Here is a 16,114-nt window from a genome sequence, read left to right as displayed (position 1 = left end):
TGTCGTCGTTCGCCGACGAGGTGACCCGGGTGGCCCGCGAGGTGGGCAGTGAGGGCAAGCTGGGTGGCCAGGCGCAGGTCAAGGGCGTTTCGGGTACGTGGCGGGACCTGACGGACAACGTGAACTCGATGGCGTCGAACCTGACGTCGCAGGTGCGCAACATCGCCTCGGTCACCACGGCGGTGGCGAAGGGCGACCTCTCGCAGAAGATCACGGTCGACGCCCAGGGCGAGATCCTGGAGCTGAAGTCGACGGTGAACACGATGGTGGACCAGCTGTCGTCGTTCGCCGACGAGGTGACCCGGGTCGCGCGCGAGGTGGGCAGTGAGGGCAAGCTCGGCGGTCAGGCCCAGGTCAAGGGCGTCTCGGGCACGTGGCGCGACCTCACCGAGAACGTCAACCAGCTCGCCTCGACCCTGACCACCCAGCTGCGCGCCATCGCGCAGGTGTCCACCTCGGTGACCCGGGGCGACCTGACCCAGCGCATCGCGGTCAAGGCGCAGGGCGAGGTCGCCGAGCTGAAGGACAACATCAACCAGATGATCGTCACCCTCCGGGAGACGACGAAGAAGAACGCCGAGCAGGGCTGGCTCGACTCCAACCTGGCCCGTATCGGCGGTCTGCTCCAGGGGCAACGCGACCTGGGCGAGGTCTGCCGCATGATCATGATGGAGGTGACCCCGCTGGTCGACGCGCAGCTCGGCGCGTTCTTCCTGGCGGACACCTCCGAGGGCGTGACGCGGCTGCGGTTGACCGCCTCGTACGGCTACGTCGCCCGGGGGCACGAGGTCACCTTCGGCCCCGGTGAGGGGCTGGTCGGCCAGGCCGCCCTGTCCCGTCGCACCATCCGGGTGGGCGGGGCGCCGGACGGCCGGCTGATGCTCCGCTCCGGGCTCGCCGAGACCCCGCCGGCCGACCTGGTCGTACTGCCCGTGCTCTTCGAGGGGGAGCTGCTCGGGGTCATCGAGTTCGCCAGCGTGGCGGCCTTCTCCGAGCTGCACCTGTCGTTCCTGGAGCGGCTCGTGCTCACCATCGGCATCGCCGTCAACACCATCCAGGCCAACCGGCGTACGGAGGAGCTGCTCGCCCAGTCGCAGCGGCTCGCTCACGAGTTGCAGGAGCAGTCGGCGGAGCTCCAGCGCACCAACGCCGAGCTGGAGGACAAGGCGCAGCTGCTCTCCGAGCAGAAGGGCAACATCGAGACGAAGAACCGGGAGATCGAGCTGGCCCGGCTCGGCCTGGAGGAGAAGGCCCAGCAGCTCACGAGGGCGTCGGCGTACAAGTCGGAGTTCCTGGCCAACATGAGCCACGAGCTGCGTACGCCGTTGAACTCGCTGCTGCTGCTGGCCCGGCTGCTGGCCGAGAACTCGGAGCAGAACCTCACGCCGAAGCAGATCGAGTTCGCGCGCACGATCCACGGGGCCGGCTCCGACCTGCTGTCGCTGATCGACGACATCCTCGACCTGTCCAAGATCGAGGCGGGTCGGATGGACGTCGAGCCCACGCCGGTCCGGTTCGACGACATCCGTGGGTACGTGGAGCAGGCGTTCGCGCCGCAGGCGGAGGAGAAGGGCCTGGACTTCCAGGTACGGATCAGCAGGAACCTGCCGGAGGCGCTGGTCACCGACGCCCAGCGGCTCCAGCAGATCCTGCGCAACCTGCTCTCCAACGCGGTCAAGTTCACCGACAACGGGGCGGTGACGCTGCGGATCGCGCCGGCGCCCGAGAGCACGGTCTTCGACGTGCCGGCCCTGACCAACGCGCGGCAGGTGATCGCGTTCACCGTGGTCGACACCGGCATCGGCATCTCCGACGACAAGCTGTCGCTGATCTTCGAGGCGTTCCAGCAGGCCGACGGCACCACCAGCCGCCGCTACGGCGGTACGGGCCTGGGGCTGTCGATCAGCCGCGACCTGGCCCGGCTGCTGGGCGGCAGCATCGTGGTGGCGTCGGCGCCCGGTCAGGGTTCGACGTTCACCCTCTTCGTGCCGGACGTGCTCGCGCCGGACGCGGTCGTCGCGCCGCTGCCGCCGTCACCGGCCCGGGCCGGGCTGCCGTCCTCGCTGCTCATGCCGCCGCCGGAGCTGCCCGAGCCGGCCTCCACGCCGGCCACCCGGCGGCTGGAGGGAACCACCGTGCTGATCGTCGACGACGACGTCCGGAACGTCTTCGCGCTGACCAGTGCGTTGGAACTGCACGGCCTGACCGTGTTGTACTCGGACAACGGGGCGGACGGCGTCCGCCTGCTGGCCGAGCATCCGGAGGTCGACATCGTCCTGATGGATGCGATGATGCCCGATCAGGACGGGTACGAGACGACTCGCCAGATCCGGCGTAACCACCGGTTCGCCGACCTGCCGATCGTCTTCCTGACGGCGAAGGCCATGCCCGGCGACCGCGAGTCCGCGCTGGCGGCCGGCGGAAGCGACTACATCACCAAGCCTGTCGACCTGGACGAGTTGATCGAACTCATGTCGTCCTGGATCGGTGGCAGCCGAACCGAGGAGAGTTCGTGACCCAGATGGCTAAGGCGCTGCTGGTGGACGACCGCCGGGAGAACCTGATGGCGCTGGAGGCGATTCTCCAGGGCCTGCCGGTGCAGTCCGTCGCCGTCGAGAGCGGCGAGGCGGCCCTGAAGCAGCTGCTGGTCGACGACTTCGCCGTCATCCTGCTGGACGCCCAGATGCCGGACATGGACGGCTTCGAGACGGCCAGCCACATCAAGCGGCGTGAGCGTACGCGGCACGTGCCGATCATTTTCCTCACCGCCGCCGACCGGGACGCCCAGCTCGCGCTGCGCGGCTACGCGGTCGGCGCGGTCGACTACCTGACGAAGCCGTTCGACCCGTGGGTGCTGCGGGCCAAGGTGTCGGTCTTCGTCGAGCTGTGGGTGAAGACCCGGCAGCTCGCGGCCCAGTCGGATCTGGTGCGGGAGCGGGACACGCAGTTGCGGGTGCTGACAGACGCGGTCGACGAGGCCACCGCGATGCTGCGCCTGGACGACCCGGACGCCCGCGATCGCGCCGTCGAGCTTCTCGAACAGGCCCGCTGGGGCAACACCCCCTGACGATCCACCGCACCCCGCCCCCGCTCGGAAGGGGGCGGGTCAGCCGGTCGTCTGGTCGTTGCGGATCATCAGGGCGCTGCGCAGGCCGGTGATGTCCAGGACGCGGAGCAGGAAGTCGCCGACGTTGGTCAGGACCAGCAGACTCTGCGCGTGGCTGGCCTTGCGGCTGAGCACGACGAGGGTGCCGAGGCCCTGCGAGTCGCAGAAGGTGACCCCGCCGAGGTCGAGGACGATCCGGGGTGGCGGATCGGCGAGGACCTCGTTGACGACGGTCGACAGCTGGGCGGCCGTGAGCATGTCGATCTCACCGGCCAGGCGAAGCACAGCTTCGTCGCCCGTCCGGTGTAGCGTGATGGACAGTTCGGCACGATCCACCGGGTCAGCCTATCGCGATCCGGGCGACCCGGCCTGTCGAGCGGTGGCGACCGAGCGCGACGGATCGCGCGGCGCCCCCTTCCGGCAGCGCGGGTGTTTCCGCACCCGACACAGCGGCCACGGCCTGTCCCGCACCGCGCGGGCGGGCGTCCGCGGGACAGCGGTAAAGGGCCGACCCGGGTGAGCCTGGTAACCCCGGTGCGGGGTGCCTGCCGATTCGCCGCCCGGCGCTGACACAATGGCGGCATCGTGACCGATATGTTTCCCGCCGGACCTGGCCGTTACCCGGCCGACGCGCCGGCCTCCGAGGCCCTGTTCGACCGCGCCAAGGCCATCGTGCCCGGCGGGGTGAACTCTCCCGTGCGCGCGTTCCGTGCCGTCGGCGGCACACCGCGCTTCATGGTCCGTGGGGAGGGACCCTGGCTCTACGACGCCGACGACCGGCGCTACGTCGACCTGGTCTCCTCCTGGGGGCCGCTGATCCTCGGCCACGCGCACCCCGAGGTGGTGGACGCGATCAGGTCGGCCGCGACCCGGGGCACCAGCTTCGGCACCCCGACGCCGGGCGAGGTCGAGCTGGCCGCCGAGATCGTCGACCGCACCCCGGTCGAGCAGGTGCGGCTGGTCAACTCCGGCACCGAGGCCACCATGTCGGCGATCCGGCTGGCGCGCGGGTTCACCGGCCGGCCCCGGATCGTCAAGTTCTCCGGCTGCTACCACGGGCATTCCGACGGCCTGCTGGCCGCCGCCGGCTCGGGCGTGGCCACCCTCGGCCTGCCCGATTCGCCGGGCGTGACCGGCGCGGCGGCCGGTGACACGATCGTGCTGCCGTACAACGACGTCGCCGCCGTGGAGCAGGCGTTCGCCGCCGAGGGCCAGCACATCGCCGCGATCATCACCGAGGCCGCCGCCGGCAACATGGGCGTGGTCGCCCCGCGCGACGGCTTCAACCAACAGCTCGCCCGGATCGCGCACGCGCACGGCGCGCTGCTGATCGTCGACGAGGTGATGACCGGGTTCCGGGTCTCCCGCGCCGGCTGGCACGGCCTCGACCCCTCCGACGCCGACCTGTGGACGTACGGCAAGGTCATGGGGGGTGGCCTGCCGGCCGCGGCGTTCGGCGGGCGCGCGGAGATCATGGAGCGACTGGCCCCCGCCGGCCCGGTCTACCAGGCCGGCACCCTCTCCGGTAACCCGCTGGCCTGCGCCGCCGGCCTGGCCACCCTGCGGCTCGCCGACGACGCGCTCTACCGCAAGCTGGACGAGACGGCCGCCGTCGTGAGCCGGCTGGCCACCGACGCGCTGGCCGCCGCCGGGGTCCCGCACCGGCTGTCGTACGCGGGCAACATGTTCTCGATCTTCTTCACCGACGCCGACGTGGTCGACTACGACAGCGCCCGCACCCAGCAGGTGCCGGCGTTCAAGGCGTTCTTCCACGCGATGCTCGCCAGCGGCGTCTACCTGCCGCCGAGCGCGTTCGAGGCGTGGTTCGTGTCTGCGGCGCTGGACGACGCCGCTCTGGAGCAGATCGCCGCCGCCCTGCCGGTGGCGGCCAGGGCTGCGGCGGCGGCAGGTCACGGGGGGTAGCGGTGAGCGCGAGGAGTGAGCCGGGTTTGCGAGCCCCGCAGTCGCGAACGAAGGGGGTGCAGCGGTGAGTAAGACGGTGGTCCACGTGCTGCGGCACGGCGAGGTGCACAACCCGGACGGCATCCTCTACGGCCGGCTGCCGGGCTTCCGGCTCTCCGAACTCGGCGTGCAGATGGCCAAGGCCGCCGCGCAGGGGCTGGCCGAGCGGGAGATCGTGCACGTGGTGGCGAGCCCGCTGGAACGCGCCCAGCAGACGGCCGAGCCGATCGCCGCGCAGTTCGGGCTGCCGGTCGGCGTGGACGAGCGGCTCATCGAGAGCGCCAACTGGTTCGAGGGCAAGAAGGTCTCTCCCGGCGACGGCTCGTTCCGCGACCCGCGCAACTGGTGGGTGCTGCGGGATCCGGTCACCCCGTCGTGGGGCGAGGCGTACCGTGCCATCGCGGAGCGGATGTTCGCCGCCCTGCACGCGGCCCGCGTGGCCGCCGAGGGGCGCGAGGCCGTGCTGGTCTCCCACCAACTGCCGATCTGGACGCTGCGCCGGCACGTGGAGCGCAAGCGGCTCTGGCACGACCCGCGCAAGCGCCAGTGCGGGCTGGCCAGCCTCACCTCGTTCCACTTCGACGGCGCGAAGGTGGTCGGCATCGGCTACTCCGAGCCGGCCGCCCACCTGATCGCGATGTCGCCGACAGCCAGGACAGCCAAGGGGGCCTGATGAACGCCCGGAGGTGGACCGCGGGTCTGCTCGCCGCCGTCGCGACGGTGGCGCTGGCCGGCTGCTCGTCGCGCGACGGCGAGGAGGCGTGCGACAACACCGACGGCATCATCGAGTGCGCCCCCGACCAGCGATCGGCCGCCCCGAAGCTCGCCGGTGAGCTGCTCACCGGCGGCAGCCACGACGTGGCGAGCGACCGCGGTCAGGTCGTGGTGGTCAACTTCTGGGGCTCGTGGTGCGCGCCGTGCCGGGCCGAGGCGGACGACCTGGAGAACACCTACCAGGCCACCAAGGCCTCCGGGGTCAAGTTCCTGGGCATCAACATCCAGGACCAGCGGGACAAGGCGCTCGCCTTCGAGGAGAGCTTCAAGGTCACCTACCCGAGTCTCTTCGACCCGCCGAGCCGGCTGGCGCTCGCCCTGGACATCCCGCCGAACACCATTCCGGCCACCATCGTGCTGGACCGCGACGGCCGCATCGCCGTGGTGATCCGTGCGGCGGTGAAGCAGGAGGGCCTCCAGCCCATCGTCGAGCGGATCGCGGCCGAGCAACCCGCCTCCGACGGTTCCCGCTGATGGGCGAGACGTTCTCCGAACTCGCCCAGTCGGGTCCGCTGCTGCTCGCCATCGGCGCGGCGGCGCTCGCGGGGCTGGTCAGCTTCCTCTCCCCGTGCGTACTTCCGCTGGTGCCGGGCTACCTGTCGTACGTCACCGGCCTCGCCGGCGCGGACCTCGAAACCCACCGCCCAGGTGCGCGGAAGGGCTCCCCGTCAACGGATTCGGACCCCACCACCAGTGGCGGCGGCCTGGCGGTACGGGAGCGGGCCGAGCCGGCGCCGGCCGCCGTCAAGGGCCGGGTGCTGGCCGGCACGCTGCTGTTCATCGGCGGCTTCACCGCCGTCTTCACGGCCACCGCGATCCTCTTCGCCAGCGTCGGCCGGGTCTTCTTCGAGTACCAGCGGGCGCTGGAGATCGTCATCGGTGGGCTGATCGTCGTGCTCGGGCTGAGCTACGTCGGGCTGCTGCCGGGGTTGCAGCGGGAGTTCCGGATCCAGCGGCTGCCCGCCGCCGGGCTGCTCGGCGCGCCGGTCTTCGGCGCGGTCTTCGCGTTGAGTTGGGTGCCCTGCGTCGGCCCGACCCTCGGTGCGGTGATCGGCATGGCCGCCGTCGGCGGGCAGACCGACCGGGCCGTGGTGCTGGCCGTGGCGTACTGCGTGGGGCTCGGGGTGCCGTTCGTCGTCTTCGGGCTGGGCTTCGAGCGGCTGCTCGGAGTGTTCCGGGCGGTCCGGCGCAACAGCCGCTGGGTCACCCGGCTGGGCGGCGCGCTGCTGGTCCTGATCGGCCTCGCGCTGGTCACCGGCGGCTGGACGAACTTCGTGATCTGGCTGCGGACCATCGTCGGGGTGGGCGAGGTGAGTATCTGATGACCGCCGTCGACGACCGGCCGGCACCGCCGGCCGAGGCGCCCCGGCGCCGGCCCAACCGGCTGGTGGCCCTGCTGCGCAACTCGTGGCGGCAGCTCACCAGCATGCGTACGGCGCTGGTGCTGCTCTTCCTGCTCGCGGTGGCCGCCATCCCCGGCTCGGTGCTGCCGCAGCGCGGGGTGAACCCGGAGGACGTGCGGGACTACTTCACCGCGCACCCCGACCTGGCGCCGGTGCTGGACCGGATCGGCGCCTTCGAGGCGTTCGGCTCGGTCTGGTTCTCCGCGATCTACCTGCTGCTCTTCACCTCGCTGATCGGCTGCATCACGCCCCGGCTGCGGGATCACGTGCGGGCGCTGCGGTCGAAGCCGCCGGCCGCGCCGAGGCGGCTGGACCGGCTGCCGCAGCACGCCGTGCTGGCCGCGCCGGAGGGTGGCGTGGCGGCGATCGCGGACGCGCTGCGCCGGCGGCGCTGGCGGGTGGTGGTACGCGGCGACGAGGTCTCCGCCGAGAAGGGCTACCTGAAGGAGACCGGCAACCTGCTCTTCCACAGCTCGATGGTGGTCGTGCTGGTCGGCGTCGCGCTCGGCTCCTGGTACGGCTGGAGCGGCAACAAGCTGCTGGTGGCCGGCAAGGACAACGCGTTCTGCAACACCCGGCAGCAGTACGCCGAGAGCAAGCTGGGCCCCCGGGTCAGCAGCGCCGACCTGCCCGGCTTCTGCATCCAACTCGACGACTTCCACGCCCGGTTCCTGGAGTCCGGCCAGCCGGAGTTCTTCGACGCCGAGGTGACCGTCGACGAGGCGGGCGGCGAGCGGCGGCAGGCCAACTTCTCGGTCAACTCCCCGCTGCGCCTCGACGGCGCGAACGTCTACCTGCTGGGCCACGGCTACGCGCCGGTGATCCGCTACACCGACCGGTTCGGCAAGAGCCAGACCAGCAACTTCCCCTTCCTGACCACCGGCGACGTCGGGCTGACCAGCGAGGGCCTGGCGGCCTTCCCGGACATCAACGTCGACCCGGCCACGGGCACCCGCGACCCGGACCTCCAGATGGCCTTCTCCGGCCTCTACCTGCCGACCGCCCCCGCCGCCGCGCCGTTCGCCCGCTCCGAGTACCCCACCGAGCGCAACCCCGCGCTGAACCTCGTCGCCTACCGGGGCAACCTGGGCATGGACGCCGGCATCCCCGGCTCGGTCTACGAACTTGACCAGCGGCAGGTGAGCGCAGGCAAGGTCAAGGAGGTCGGCACGAAGCTGCTCCGCAAGGGCGAGACCTGGGAGCTGGACGACGGCACCAAGGTCGAGTTCCTGGGCACCGTGCCGTACATCACCCTGTCGGTCCGCTACGACCCCGGCGCCACGCTGCTGCTGGTCAGCTCCGCCGTGCTGCTGGTCGGCCTGATGGGCTCGCTGTTCGGCCGGCGCCGCCGGGTCTTCTTCCGGCTGCTGCCGGCCGGTGCCGACCCGACGAGTGGATCTCCGACGAGCGGTAGTAGTTTGGTCGAGGCCGGTGGCCTGCCGCGCACCGACCATCCGGGGTTCGCCGACGAGTTCGCGCAGCTCGTGGCCGCGATAGGCGGCGACGGGCGGCCGGACGACGAGGCCGGTGTCGACCGCGACGGCGGCGACCGGGCCGGAGCGCGAGAAGGAGCCGAATGATGTCCGCACTCTCCGACCAGCTGGTGTCGTTCGCGATCCTGGCCTACCTGGTGGCGATGATCAGTCACGCCGTCGAGTACGCGCTCGGCAACGCCCGCGCCCGGGTCGCGGCACCCGTACGGGAACTGGTCGGTGCGGGCGTGGGCGCGGCCGGGGGCGGCATCCCGGACGCACCTGACGAGGCCGGGGCGGCGGCCGCCGAGCGCACCGCCCGGCGCGCCCGGATGGCGGGCCTGGGCGGTGTCGCGGTCACCGCGATCGGGGCGCTGCTGCACCTCGGGGCGCTGGTCACGCGCGGCATCGCCGCCGACCGGATGCCCTGGGGCAACATGTACGAGTTCGTGCTCACGGGCACCTGGATCGGTGTCGCCGCCTGGCTGGTGGTGCTCTGGAAGCTGCCGCAGCTGCGCCGCCTCGGACTGTTCCTGTCGCTGGTGATGGTGCTGCTGGTGGCGACCGCCGAGCTGGTGCTCTACACCCCGATCGTGCCGCTGGTGCCGGCGCTCAACTCGTACTGGTTCGTCATCCACGTCTCGACGATCGTCTTCGCCTCTGGCGTCTTCCTGCTGGGCGCGGTGCCGGCGGTGGCGTTCCTGCTGCGCGCCGGCTACGAGCAGGGGCGGCGGAGCTTCCCGTACACCCTGGCGAAGCGGCTGCCGGCGGCGGCGGCGCTGGAGCGGCTGACCTTCGTGCTGCACGCCTTCGCGTTCCCGGTCTTCACCTTCGCGGTGATCGCCGGAGCGATCTGGGCCGAGGCGGCCTGGGGGCGGCCGTGGGGCTGGGACCCGAAGGAGACCTGGTCGTTCATCTCCTGGGTGATCTACGCCGGCTACCTGCACGCCCGGGCCACCCCGAGCGTGAAGCGGAACGTGGCGACCTGGCTCGCCATCGTCGGCTTCCTCACGATGATGATGAACCTCTTCGGCGTGAACATCTTCTTCGAGGGCCTGCACTCCTACGGCGGCCTCGACTGAGCTGACTCCGCAAGACGGATAACCGCCTTTCTTACAAGTGTGGTCATCCGTCCTGCTGTGGACCTGACGAGGCCGCCCGAGTCCGCCCGAGTCCGGCGAACGTGCTTCTGGTCGACCCTGATCGGCTCTACTCCGGCGCCTGGGATTCGACACCGATGAGGCGCGGCGGGGGCGGTCAGGCCGCGTCGTCCAACTGCCGCCGGATGAGCCGCTCGGCGGCGGTGGCACCGGTCGGTTGCAGCTCGGCGTCGTCGTTCTGTTCCTGGACGTCGATGGCCACCGCGATCCGGTCCGATCCGGCGATGATCATCTCGAAGACCTTGGCGAACCGCACCTCCGACTCCTCGCCCTCGTCGTCGGTGATGACCAGCCGGCTGCCCTGCGGCGCCTCGTGCAACTGCCGCATCCGCAGTGCCGTGATGTCCCGGTAGCGGAAGTCGAAGGCGTCGGCTTTCGACACGACGCACCGGACGAAGTCCCACTCGCAGGAGAAGACCGAGATTCGACTCTGCCCGAGCAGCAGGATGACGAACTTGTACCGCGAGAATCTTCGGATTCCGTCGTCTCCCACCGCCTCTTCGGTTCGCAGGGCGGGGCTGAGGACGAACTGCGGTTCGCAGATCAGGTCGTCGAGTTCGCGATCGACGTACCGGAGGGCATGATCGAGCATGCCGATCTTGTCGAAGTGCAGCCACCTGTCCATCTGCTCGTCGTCGGGCGTAGGGCCGGTCACCGCCGCCATCTCGCGGTCGTACTTCGACATGAGGGCGTCGTACTGGCGGAAACCCTTCACCGCCAGAACGGCGCCGCCCGCACCCACCAGTATTCCCAGGGGAAAGTAGGCGGACGTCGACAACGACGCCAGCATGAGGACCAGCGCGAGGGCCACCATCGCCGCGCCGGCGGCCATGATGGCCTGCGGACCGGCGGTGGCGGGCAAGTCAGGCGTACGGAGAAAGTACCGGTGCACATCCGGCTCGCGTTCCTTGATGCCCGCCTTCGCCACCGCGACCGCGTCATTCCACAGCGGGTTCTCGCGGCTGTCGAGGAACGGCGCGATCTCGGCCGCGTGCACCGGATCGACCTCGCCGGCCAGTGATTCCAGGTAACTGACCGAGGGGCCCGGGTCGTGGCGACCGGCGTAGTGGTCACGCTTGATGGCGGCCCAGAGCAGGGCGGCGTGCCCTGTGTCGGGATCGACCTGGAGCGCCTTGTCCAGTTGCTCCTCCACCCGTGCCATCACCTGCTGCGCCTCGCGGCCCATGCGGCTGGGCCGCCGGCCGCCGAGGAGCGCGAGCGCCAGGTAGTAGTGCGGGGCGGAGCCTCGCGCCCCCTTGGCGATCGCTGCGGCGAAGTAGCCGACCGCTTCCTGATACAGCCGTTCGGCGACGGCACGCCGCCCGTACTCCATCAGCTCCTTCGGCCCGTCGGAGGGGTTGATGTGCACCGTGTCCGCGTTGATCTGGTCGCCGAAGACGTGTTGTTCCTGCTGGTCGAAGGTGGTCATCAGGATCCTCCGCCCACCGTGTTCCAGATGGTCGCCAGCGCACCGCCGATCGCCGCGAGCGGGGCCGTCGCCTGCAACACGTCGATGGCCCTGCGCATCCGCCGGGAAGCGTCCGTGCGGTTGTCCTCGGCCAGGCTCCGGGCGGCACCGCGCAGGTCGCCGGCGATGGACAGGCCGGTCTGCGGGTCGAGGGCGCCGCTGGAGACGGCCTGCTCCACGGCGCTCAGGACAAGCCCCAGGCGACGGATGACCTCCGCCTGCCCGGCGGCGTCGGGGACGCGTTCGAAAACGGCGTTCCGCAGATCGATCTTGTCGGCGTTGAACTGCCCTCCGTGCACCTGCTGGTCGCGCTGATCGAATTTGGCCATCGCCGACCGCCACCTCGTCCTTCTCCGATGGAAGCTGTTTCGGATGGTGGTGACGGAACCACTGCAATTGCGCGTGTGCAATGTCGGAAGATTTACGTTTCCGGCCGGGCCGGACGCGGGCCGACTGAACGTCCGGGAATTCTGAATGGAGGGTGCTGGCCGCGCTCGGCCATGGTGTGTTACGGGGTGACCGAAAGGCCGATGACCGCCTCAGGTGTCCCGGGCCGGACGCTCGTCGGCGGGTCGACCGGCGCGGGCCCGAGAAGCGGTGCGGCGCGCTCCGTTCGGGCTTCGCCCGTTCGGCCGACGGTGACCGGGGGTCTTGACGGCGGGCGGTCGTGCTGCTGCGAGCCCCGCCCGACGCCCGCCCGCTCCCGGCTCCGGACGGGTGCCACACCCGCGACGGGGCGCGGGTGAACGGCTCCGCGCGGGTCGTGGGCTGCCCTGCCCAGCGGCCGTGGAGCGGAACGGCAACCGCCGCGCGGAGGGCGGCGGTCAGCGCCCCCGGTGGGCGGTGGGCAGGTCCAGTGCCCGGTCGATCGCGTCCAGCGCGTCCGGGTCGTCCGCCCGGGCGCTACGCAGCAGGTCGACGACCACCATCCGGATCTGGCCGATGATCGTGCTGACCGGCAACGGCTGCTCGTGCCGGAGCAGCGGTGACATCGCCCGTACCGTGTCGAGGGCGACCTCCTTCGCCCGGCCGGTGTGCCGGTCGACCGCATCGCTCTCGCCGGCGACGACGGCGGCGAGCACCGCGGCGGCGCAGCTCGTCAACTGCTCCAGCGCGGCCAGGGCGGGATCGAGCTGCCCCGGCGGCGGGTCCGGCAGGTGGGTGAGCACCACTGCCGAGCGTGCCAGCGTGCGGGTGTTGCGGACGGCGTAGTCGAGCTGGTCGACGGCGGCCCGGGCGGCATCGACGCGTGGACGACTGTGCCGCGCCCAGATCGCGAGCCGCAGGTTCTCGTCGGCGACCAGCACCGCCTTGCGGAGCGCGTCGGTACGCGCGTCCATCTGCCGCGCCCGGCCGAGGGCGGCCTCGGCCGCCGCCCCGTCGTGCCGCCGTACCGCCCGGCGGATGTCCGCGAGGACCCCGGCCAGCTCGGCGAACGCCCGCCGTCCCTCGGTGTCCAGGGGTCCCAGGGGCGAGCGGGCGCCCGCGACCTGGGTGATCAGCAGCGCGATGGAGCCGCCGATCAGCGCGTCGTAGAGGCGGGTCGGCTCCAGCTCGTGGTTCGGCGGGACCACGGCGACCAGGAAGAGCGCGGACGTCGTCAACTGGTTCCGGACGACGCCGGGAGCCCCGGCGGCGATCGACACCCCGGCGGCGGCCAGGATGACCACGAAGATGGCGGCGGTGGAACGGGCGCCGAGTGCCCAGATCACGACCTCGCCGAGGATCACCCCGACGGCGATCCCGGCCAGGACCCGGATCGCCTGCCGCAGCCGTACGCCCCGGGCCTGGGCCAGGACGATCAACGCGGCGGCCGGCGCGTAGAACGCCGCGCTGTCGTCACTCCCGTGCGGACCTCCGAGGAGGCGGCTGGCGACGAACCAGGAGGCGGTCGCCGCCAGCGTCAACTCCGCCACGAGTTGCCAACCGCCACGCAGGCGACTCCACGCGCTCCGGAGCCAGCTCGCCGACCGGGACGCGCGTGTCTCTCCCATGGCCGGTCCAACGAGGAGCCGATCGCTTCGTCGCCGCCGCGTAGGCGCGCGGGCGTGGGCTCCCCGGCCGGGCGTCAGCCGCCGAACCAGCCGGGCACGTCGAGGCGGAACGGGTTGGCCGGGGTGACCGCCCGCAGGTCGTCCTCCATCGCGGCGACCCGGTCGGGGCCGAGGGTGGCCGCCCACCGCTGCCGGAGCTGGTCGAAGACGGCCGCCGAGCGGCGCAGTCCGTCCAGGCCGTGCGGGGTCGCCCGGACCAGCTTGCGTCGGGCGTCGCGCGGGTCGTCGGCGCGCTCCAGGTAGCCGAGGGCGACGAGCCGGTCCACCGTCTTGCCGGCCGCCTGCTTGGAGACGCCGAGTCGCTGGCCCAGCTCCGTGGCGGTGGTGCCCTCGGCGCCGACGGCCTGGAGGACGAAGCCGTGCAGCGGCCGCAGCTCCGGGTGACCCTGCCGGGCCAGCTCCGCGTGCAGGTCGTCGATGAGCGTACGGAAGCCGGCCAGCAGCAGCAGGGGCAGCAGGAAGCCGGGCCGGTCGGGGTCAGCCGTTGCCACGTTCGACAACCCGGTTTACCATTTCGACAACCACGTTGACGATCCTACGTCACGCCCGGCGCGACGCCGACCATCCCCGAGCCTCCGAGAGCAGGTTGCCGTGCCCACGTTCACCGCGCACACCGTCGACACCGCCCCCGCCGCCGCCCGGCCGACCATCGAGGGCGTACGCCGCCGGCTCGGGCACCTGCCCGCGGCGGTCGGCCTGATGGCCGAGTCCCCGGAGCTGCTCACCGGCTTCCTGACCGGCAACGGCATCTTCGAGAAGTGCGCCCTCGAACCGCTCGAACGGGAGGTCGTCGTCATGACGGTCGCCACCCGCAACGAGTGCCACCTCTGCGTCGCCATGCACACCGCCGCCCTCGCCCGGCACGATGCCACGCCCGAGCTGGTCGGCGCGCTGCGCGCCGGCACGCCCCTGCCCGACGACCGGCTGGAGGCGTTGCGGCGATTCACCGTCGCCGTGCTCGACCACCGGGGCGCGGTGCCCGAGGACGGGATCACCACCTTCCTGGCCGCCGGCTACCAGCCCCGGCACGCGCTGGACGTGGTGCTCGGCGTCGGCACGTACACCATCTCGACCTTCGCCAACCGGCTCACCGGCGCCCCGCTCGACGCGCCCCTGGCCGCGTACGCCTGGGAGCCTTCCGGCGCTCCGAGCGCGCACCGCTGAACCTGCCCGGGACGGGTGCCGACGGCGGGAGGGCCGGCCACGGTACGCCCGCAGCCGGCCCTCCTCGCCGGCCCATCCGCTGGAGGCAGGCCGGGATCCGGTCAGCCGAGGGTGACCGGGGCGGAGTCGTTGGCCGGATCGTCGTCCAGGCGCGGGTAGTTGTAGTACAACCGGACCTCGCCGGGAGCGCCGGTCGGCCCGTCGATCCGCAGCTCGAACGGCACCGTGAAGCTCTGCCCAGCGGGGAACACCGCCCCCAGCCAGCAGACCCACGCCGTCGGAGCGCCACCCTCGTCGTCGCTGGTCGGCACGCAGCCGGGCGGGTCGGCCAGCACGGTCACCCCGGCGGGCGGGGTGAAGAGGAACCCGCCGGCGTTGCCGCCGGAGACGGTGCCGTCCGGGACACCCGGACCGTCGTTGCGGACCCCCACGGTCACCCGCACGGTGTCACCGACGGCGCCGGTGACGGTGGCGCCCGTGGCGACGATGTCGAAGGCGCCGTGGATGGCGCGCAGGTAGGTGGTGCCGCCGGCGCCGTCGGCGGTGATCGGATCCATCGGCTCGCCGACCGGGCGCAGCCGGAGCGCGCGGTCGGCCTCCCGCCGGGTCAGCCGTACGTTGTCGGGCAGCGGTCCCGCGGTGGCCAGCGGTTCCACGAAGTGGCCGATGCGCTTGTCGCCGAGGGCGGCCGGGCCGACCGTGGTGGTGAAGCCGTGCCGCAGCTCGTGGCGGACCCCGGGCGCGAAGGTGCCCCGCACGGTGCAGACCACCACCGTGGCGAGCACCGGGTCGGTGCCGTACCGGCAGTTGCGGTAGCTGGCAGGTTGCAGCCCGACCGGGAAGCGGAGAGTCACCCGGAGGTCCCCGGCCGCCTGGTCACCGGCGTTGACCACGGACACGGGCACGTCGCGGACATCCCCGACGTCGACGCCCGAGACGTACTCGTCGACCAGGCCGACCAGGTCGGGGCCGGACCGCACGTCGACGGTCGCCTGATGGGTCTGCGGCTCCAGCCCGTCGGCCCGCACCGTGTAGCCCAGCGTGCCGGTCGCGCCGTGGACGGCGCCGGGCGCGGCGCGGAACACCAGCGGCACCGTGCCGTTGACGGTGCCGTACTCGTCCGGGGTCGCCCCCGGCGGCATCGGGCAGGTCACCGAGGCGCCCTCGGTGACGCACCAGTCGGGGAAGCTGGCCGTGGCGACGCCGGCGAGACCGGACAGGTCGACGGTGACCCGGGGGGCGGTCGCGCCGGTGCTGCTCAGCTCCAGCGGCGCCATCCGGCCGGGCGCGCCCGGCGCGCCGATGGTGAGGTCGTTGAACCATCCGCTGACCCAACCGGGGTCCGTCTGCGCGGCGGCCGGGCCGGCCACCACGCCGGTGCCCGCCGTGACCACGGTCAGCACGGTCAGGGCGCGCGACATTCCGCGGCGCGGGATACGCACAGCTGCCATCGATCTCCTTCGTGGGGCGGGCCGGCCCGGAAACCGCGGCGGAGCGGCACCGCCGGCCCGATCGGTGGACCTGATCCTAGTGATCACCGGCTGTCCCGTC

15 protein-coding genes are annotated in these 16,114 nt (G+C 72.0%); 9 read left to right on the top strand and 6 right to left on the bottom strand.

The features are described 5' to 3' along the window. The coding region (locus ACGFIG_RS10140; RefSeq protein WP_393001135.1) for an ATP-binding protein at window positions 1-2,516 on the top strand (2,516 nt) is incomplete at its 5' end. Continuing rightward, window positions 2,513-3,067: a two-component system response regulator gene (locus tag ACGFIG_RS10135; RefSeq protein WP_393001133.1), complete on the top strand. Its 555-nt coding sequence runs from the start codon at window positions 2,513-2,515 to the stop codon at window positions 3,065-3,067. The genes ACGFIG_RS10140 and ACGFIG_RS10135, both read left to right, overlap by 4 nt. 39 nt (window positions 3,068-3,106) lie before the next feature. On the opposite strand, the gene ACGFIG_RS10130 is transcribed toward ACGFIG_RS10135, so the two are convergent. Then, a complete protein-coding gene (locus ACGFIG_RS10130) occupies window positions 3,107-3,442 on the bottom strand; it encodes an STAS domain-containing protein (RefSeq protein WP_393001131.1) in 336 nt (111 codons plus the stop codon). Window positions 3,443-3,691: 249 nt separating this feature from the next. On the opposite strand from ACGFIG_RS10130, the gene hemL reads away from it, so the two are divergent. From hemL to ccsB, 6 genes are all read left to right on the top strand, one after another. Continuing rightward, window positions 3,692-5,029 (top strand): glutamate-1-semialdehyde 2,1-aminomutase, encoded by a 1,338-nt coding sequence (hemL, locus tag ACGFIG_RS10125; RefSeq protein WP_393001129.1) that lies wholly within the window; start codon window positions 3,692-3,694, stop codon window positions 5,027-5,029. Window positions 5,030-5,093: 64 nt separating this feature from the next. Continuing rightward, on the top strand, window positions 5,094-5,741 hold the full coding sequence (locus tag ACGFIG_RS10120) for a histidine phosphatase family protein (protein ID WP_393001127.1): 648 nt from the start codon (window positions 5,094-5,096) through the stop codon (window positions 5,739-5,741). Then, window positions 5,741-6,316, top strand: coding sequence for a TlpA family protein disulfide reductase (locus tag ACGFIG_RS10115; protein ID WP_393001125.1), 576 nt, complete (start codon window positions 5,741-5,743; stop codon window positions 6,314-6,316). The genes ACGFIG_RS10120 and ACGFIG_RS10115 overlap by 1 nt, the downstream gene beginning before the upstream one ends. Further along, window positions 6,316-7,164 (top strand): cytochrome c biogenesis CcdA family protein, encoded by an 849-nt coding sequence (locus ACGFIG_RS10110; RefSeq protein ID WP_393001123.1) that lies wholly within the window; start codon window positions 6,316-6,318, stop codon window positions 7,162-7,164. Before ACGFIG_RS10115 ends, ACGFIG_RS10110 begins: the two co-directional genes overlap by 1 nt. Continuing rightward, window positions 7,164-8,825 (top strand): cytochrome c biogenesis protein ResB, encoded by a 1,662-nt coding sequence (locus ACGFIG_RS10105; protein WP_393001121.1) that lies wholly within the window; start codon window positions 7,164-7,166, stop codon window positions 8,823-8,825. The genes ACGFIG_RS10110 and ACGFIG_RS10105 overlap by 1 nt, the downstream gene beginning before the upstream one ends. Continuing rightward, window positions 8,825-9,799 (top strand): c-type cytochrome biogenesis protein CcsB, encoded by a 975-nt coding sequence (gene ccsB / locus ACGFIG_RS10100; RefSeq protein WP_393001119.1) that lies wholly within the window; start codon window positions 8,825-8,827, stop codon window positions 9,797-9,799. The genes ACGFIG_RS10105 and ccsB overlap by 1 nt, the downstream gene beginning before the upstream one ends. A gap of 175 nt (window positions 9,800-9,974) precedes the next feature. On the opposite strand, the gene ACGFIG_RS10095 is transcribed toward ccsB, so the two are convergent. The 4 genes from ACGFIG_RS10095 to ACGFIG_RS10080 all read right to left on the bottom strand — a co-directional run bounded on the left by ACGFIG_RS10095 (window position 9,975) and on the right by ACGFIG_RS10080 (window position 13,890). Further along, complete coding sequence (locus ACGFIG_RS10095; protein WP_393001117.1) at window positions 9,975-11,306, bottom strand: hypothetical protein; 1,332 nt, start codon at window positions 11,304-11,306, stop codon at window positions 9,975-9,977. Beyond that, the gene (locus ACGFIG_RS10090) at window positions 11,306-11,674 is read right to left on the bottom strand and encodes a hypothetical protein (protein WP_393001115.1); all 369 of its coding nucleotides are present in this window, start codon (window positions 11,672-11,674) and stop codon (window positions 11,306-11,308) included. The genes ACGFIG_RS10095 and ACGFIG_RS10090 overlap by 1 nt, the downstream gene beginning before the upstream one ends. A gap of 495 nt (window positions 11,675-12,169) precedes the next feature. Further along, window positions 12,170-13,339 (bottom strand): FUSC family protein, encoded by a 1,170-nt coding sequence (locus ACGFIG_RS10085; protein ID WP_393001113.1) that lies wholly within the window; start codon window positions 13,337-13,339, stop codon window positions 12,170-12,172. A gap of 74 nt (window positions 13,340-13,413) precedes the next feature. Next, window positions 13,414-13,890, bottom strand: coding sequence for a MarR family winged helix-turn-helix transcriptional regulator (locus tag ACGFIG_RS10080; RefSeq protein WP_393001111.1), 477 nt, complete (start codon window positions 13,888-13,890; stop codon window positions 13,414-13,416). A gap of 100 nt (window positions 13,891-13,990) precedes the next feature. Here ACGFIG_RS10080 and ACGFIG_RS10075 point away from each other — a divergent pair, with 100 nt between their 5' ends. Beyond that, on the top strand, window positions 13,991-14,563 hold the full coding sequence (locus ACGFIG_RS10075; RefSeq protein WP_393001109.1) for a carboxymuconolactone decarboxylase family protein: 573 nt from the start codon (window positions 13,991-13,993) through the stop codon (window positions 14,561-14,563). A 101-nt stretch (window positions 14,564-14,664) separates the two neighbouring features. On the opposite strand, the gene ACGFIG_RS10070 is transcribed toward ACGFIG_RS10075, so the two are convergent. Next, window positions 14,665-16,014, bottom strand: coding sequence for a hypothetical protein (locus tag ACGFIG_RS10070; protein ID WP_393001107.1), 1,350 nt, complete (start codon window positions 16,012-16,014; stop codon window positions 14,665-14,667). Window positions 16,015-16,114 lie beyond the last annotated feature (100 nt).

Source organism: Micromonospora sp. NPDC049048 (genome assembly GCF_043197615.1).
In the GTDB taxonomy this organism is placed as follows: domain Bacteria; phylum Actinomycetota; class Actinomycetes; order Mycobacteriales; family Micromonosporaceae; genus Micromonospora.
Note: the sequence above shows the minus strand (reverse complement) of the source record. Positions and strands in the feature narration are given on the sequence as shown.

What these genes read in the sequence shown, in the direction of transcription:
- ACGFIG_RS10085 (WP_393001113.1), bottom strand. Translation starts at nt 13,339, where the DNA reads ATGGGAGAGACACGCGCGTCCCGGTCGGCGAGCTGGCTCCGGAGCGCG.
- ACGFIG_RS10090 (WP_393001115.1), bottom strand. Translation starts at nt 11,674, where the DNA reads ATGGCCAAATTCGATCAGCGCGACCAGCAGGTGCACGGAGGGCAGTTC.
- ACGFIG_RS10105 (WP_393001121.1), top strand. Translation starts at nt 7,164, where the DNA reads ATGACCGCCGTCGACGACCGGCCGGCACCGCCGGCCGAGGCGCCCCGG.
- ACGFIG_RS10070 (WP_393001107.1), bottom strand. Translation starts at nt 16,014, where the DNA reads ATGGCAGCTGTGCGTATCCCGCGCCGCGGAATGTCGCGCGCCCTGACC.
- ACGFIG_RS10110 (WP_393001123.1), top strand. Translation starts at nt 6,316, where the DNA reads ATGGGCGAGACGTTCTCCGAACTCGCCCAGTCGGGTCCGCTGCTGCTC.
- ACGFIG_RS10095 (WP_393001117.1), bottom strand. Translation starts at nt 11,306, where the DNA reads ATGACCACCTTCGACCAGCAGGAACAACACGTCTTCGGCGACCAGATC.
- ccsB (WP_393001119.1), top strand. Translation starts at nt 8,825, where the DNA reads ATGTCCGCACTCTCCGACCAGCTGGTGTCGTTCGCGATCCTGGCCTAC.
- ACGFIG_RS10115 (WP_393001125.1), top strand. Translation starts at nt 5,741, where the DNA reads ATGAACGCCCGGAGGTGGACCGCGGGTCTGCTCGCCGCCGTCGCGACG.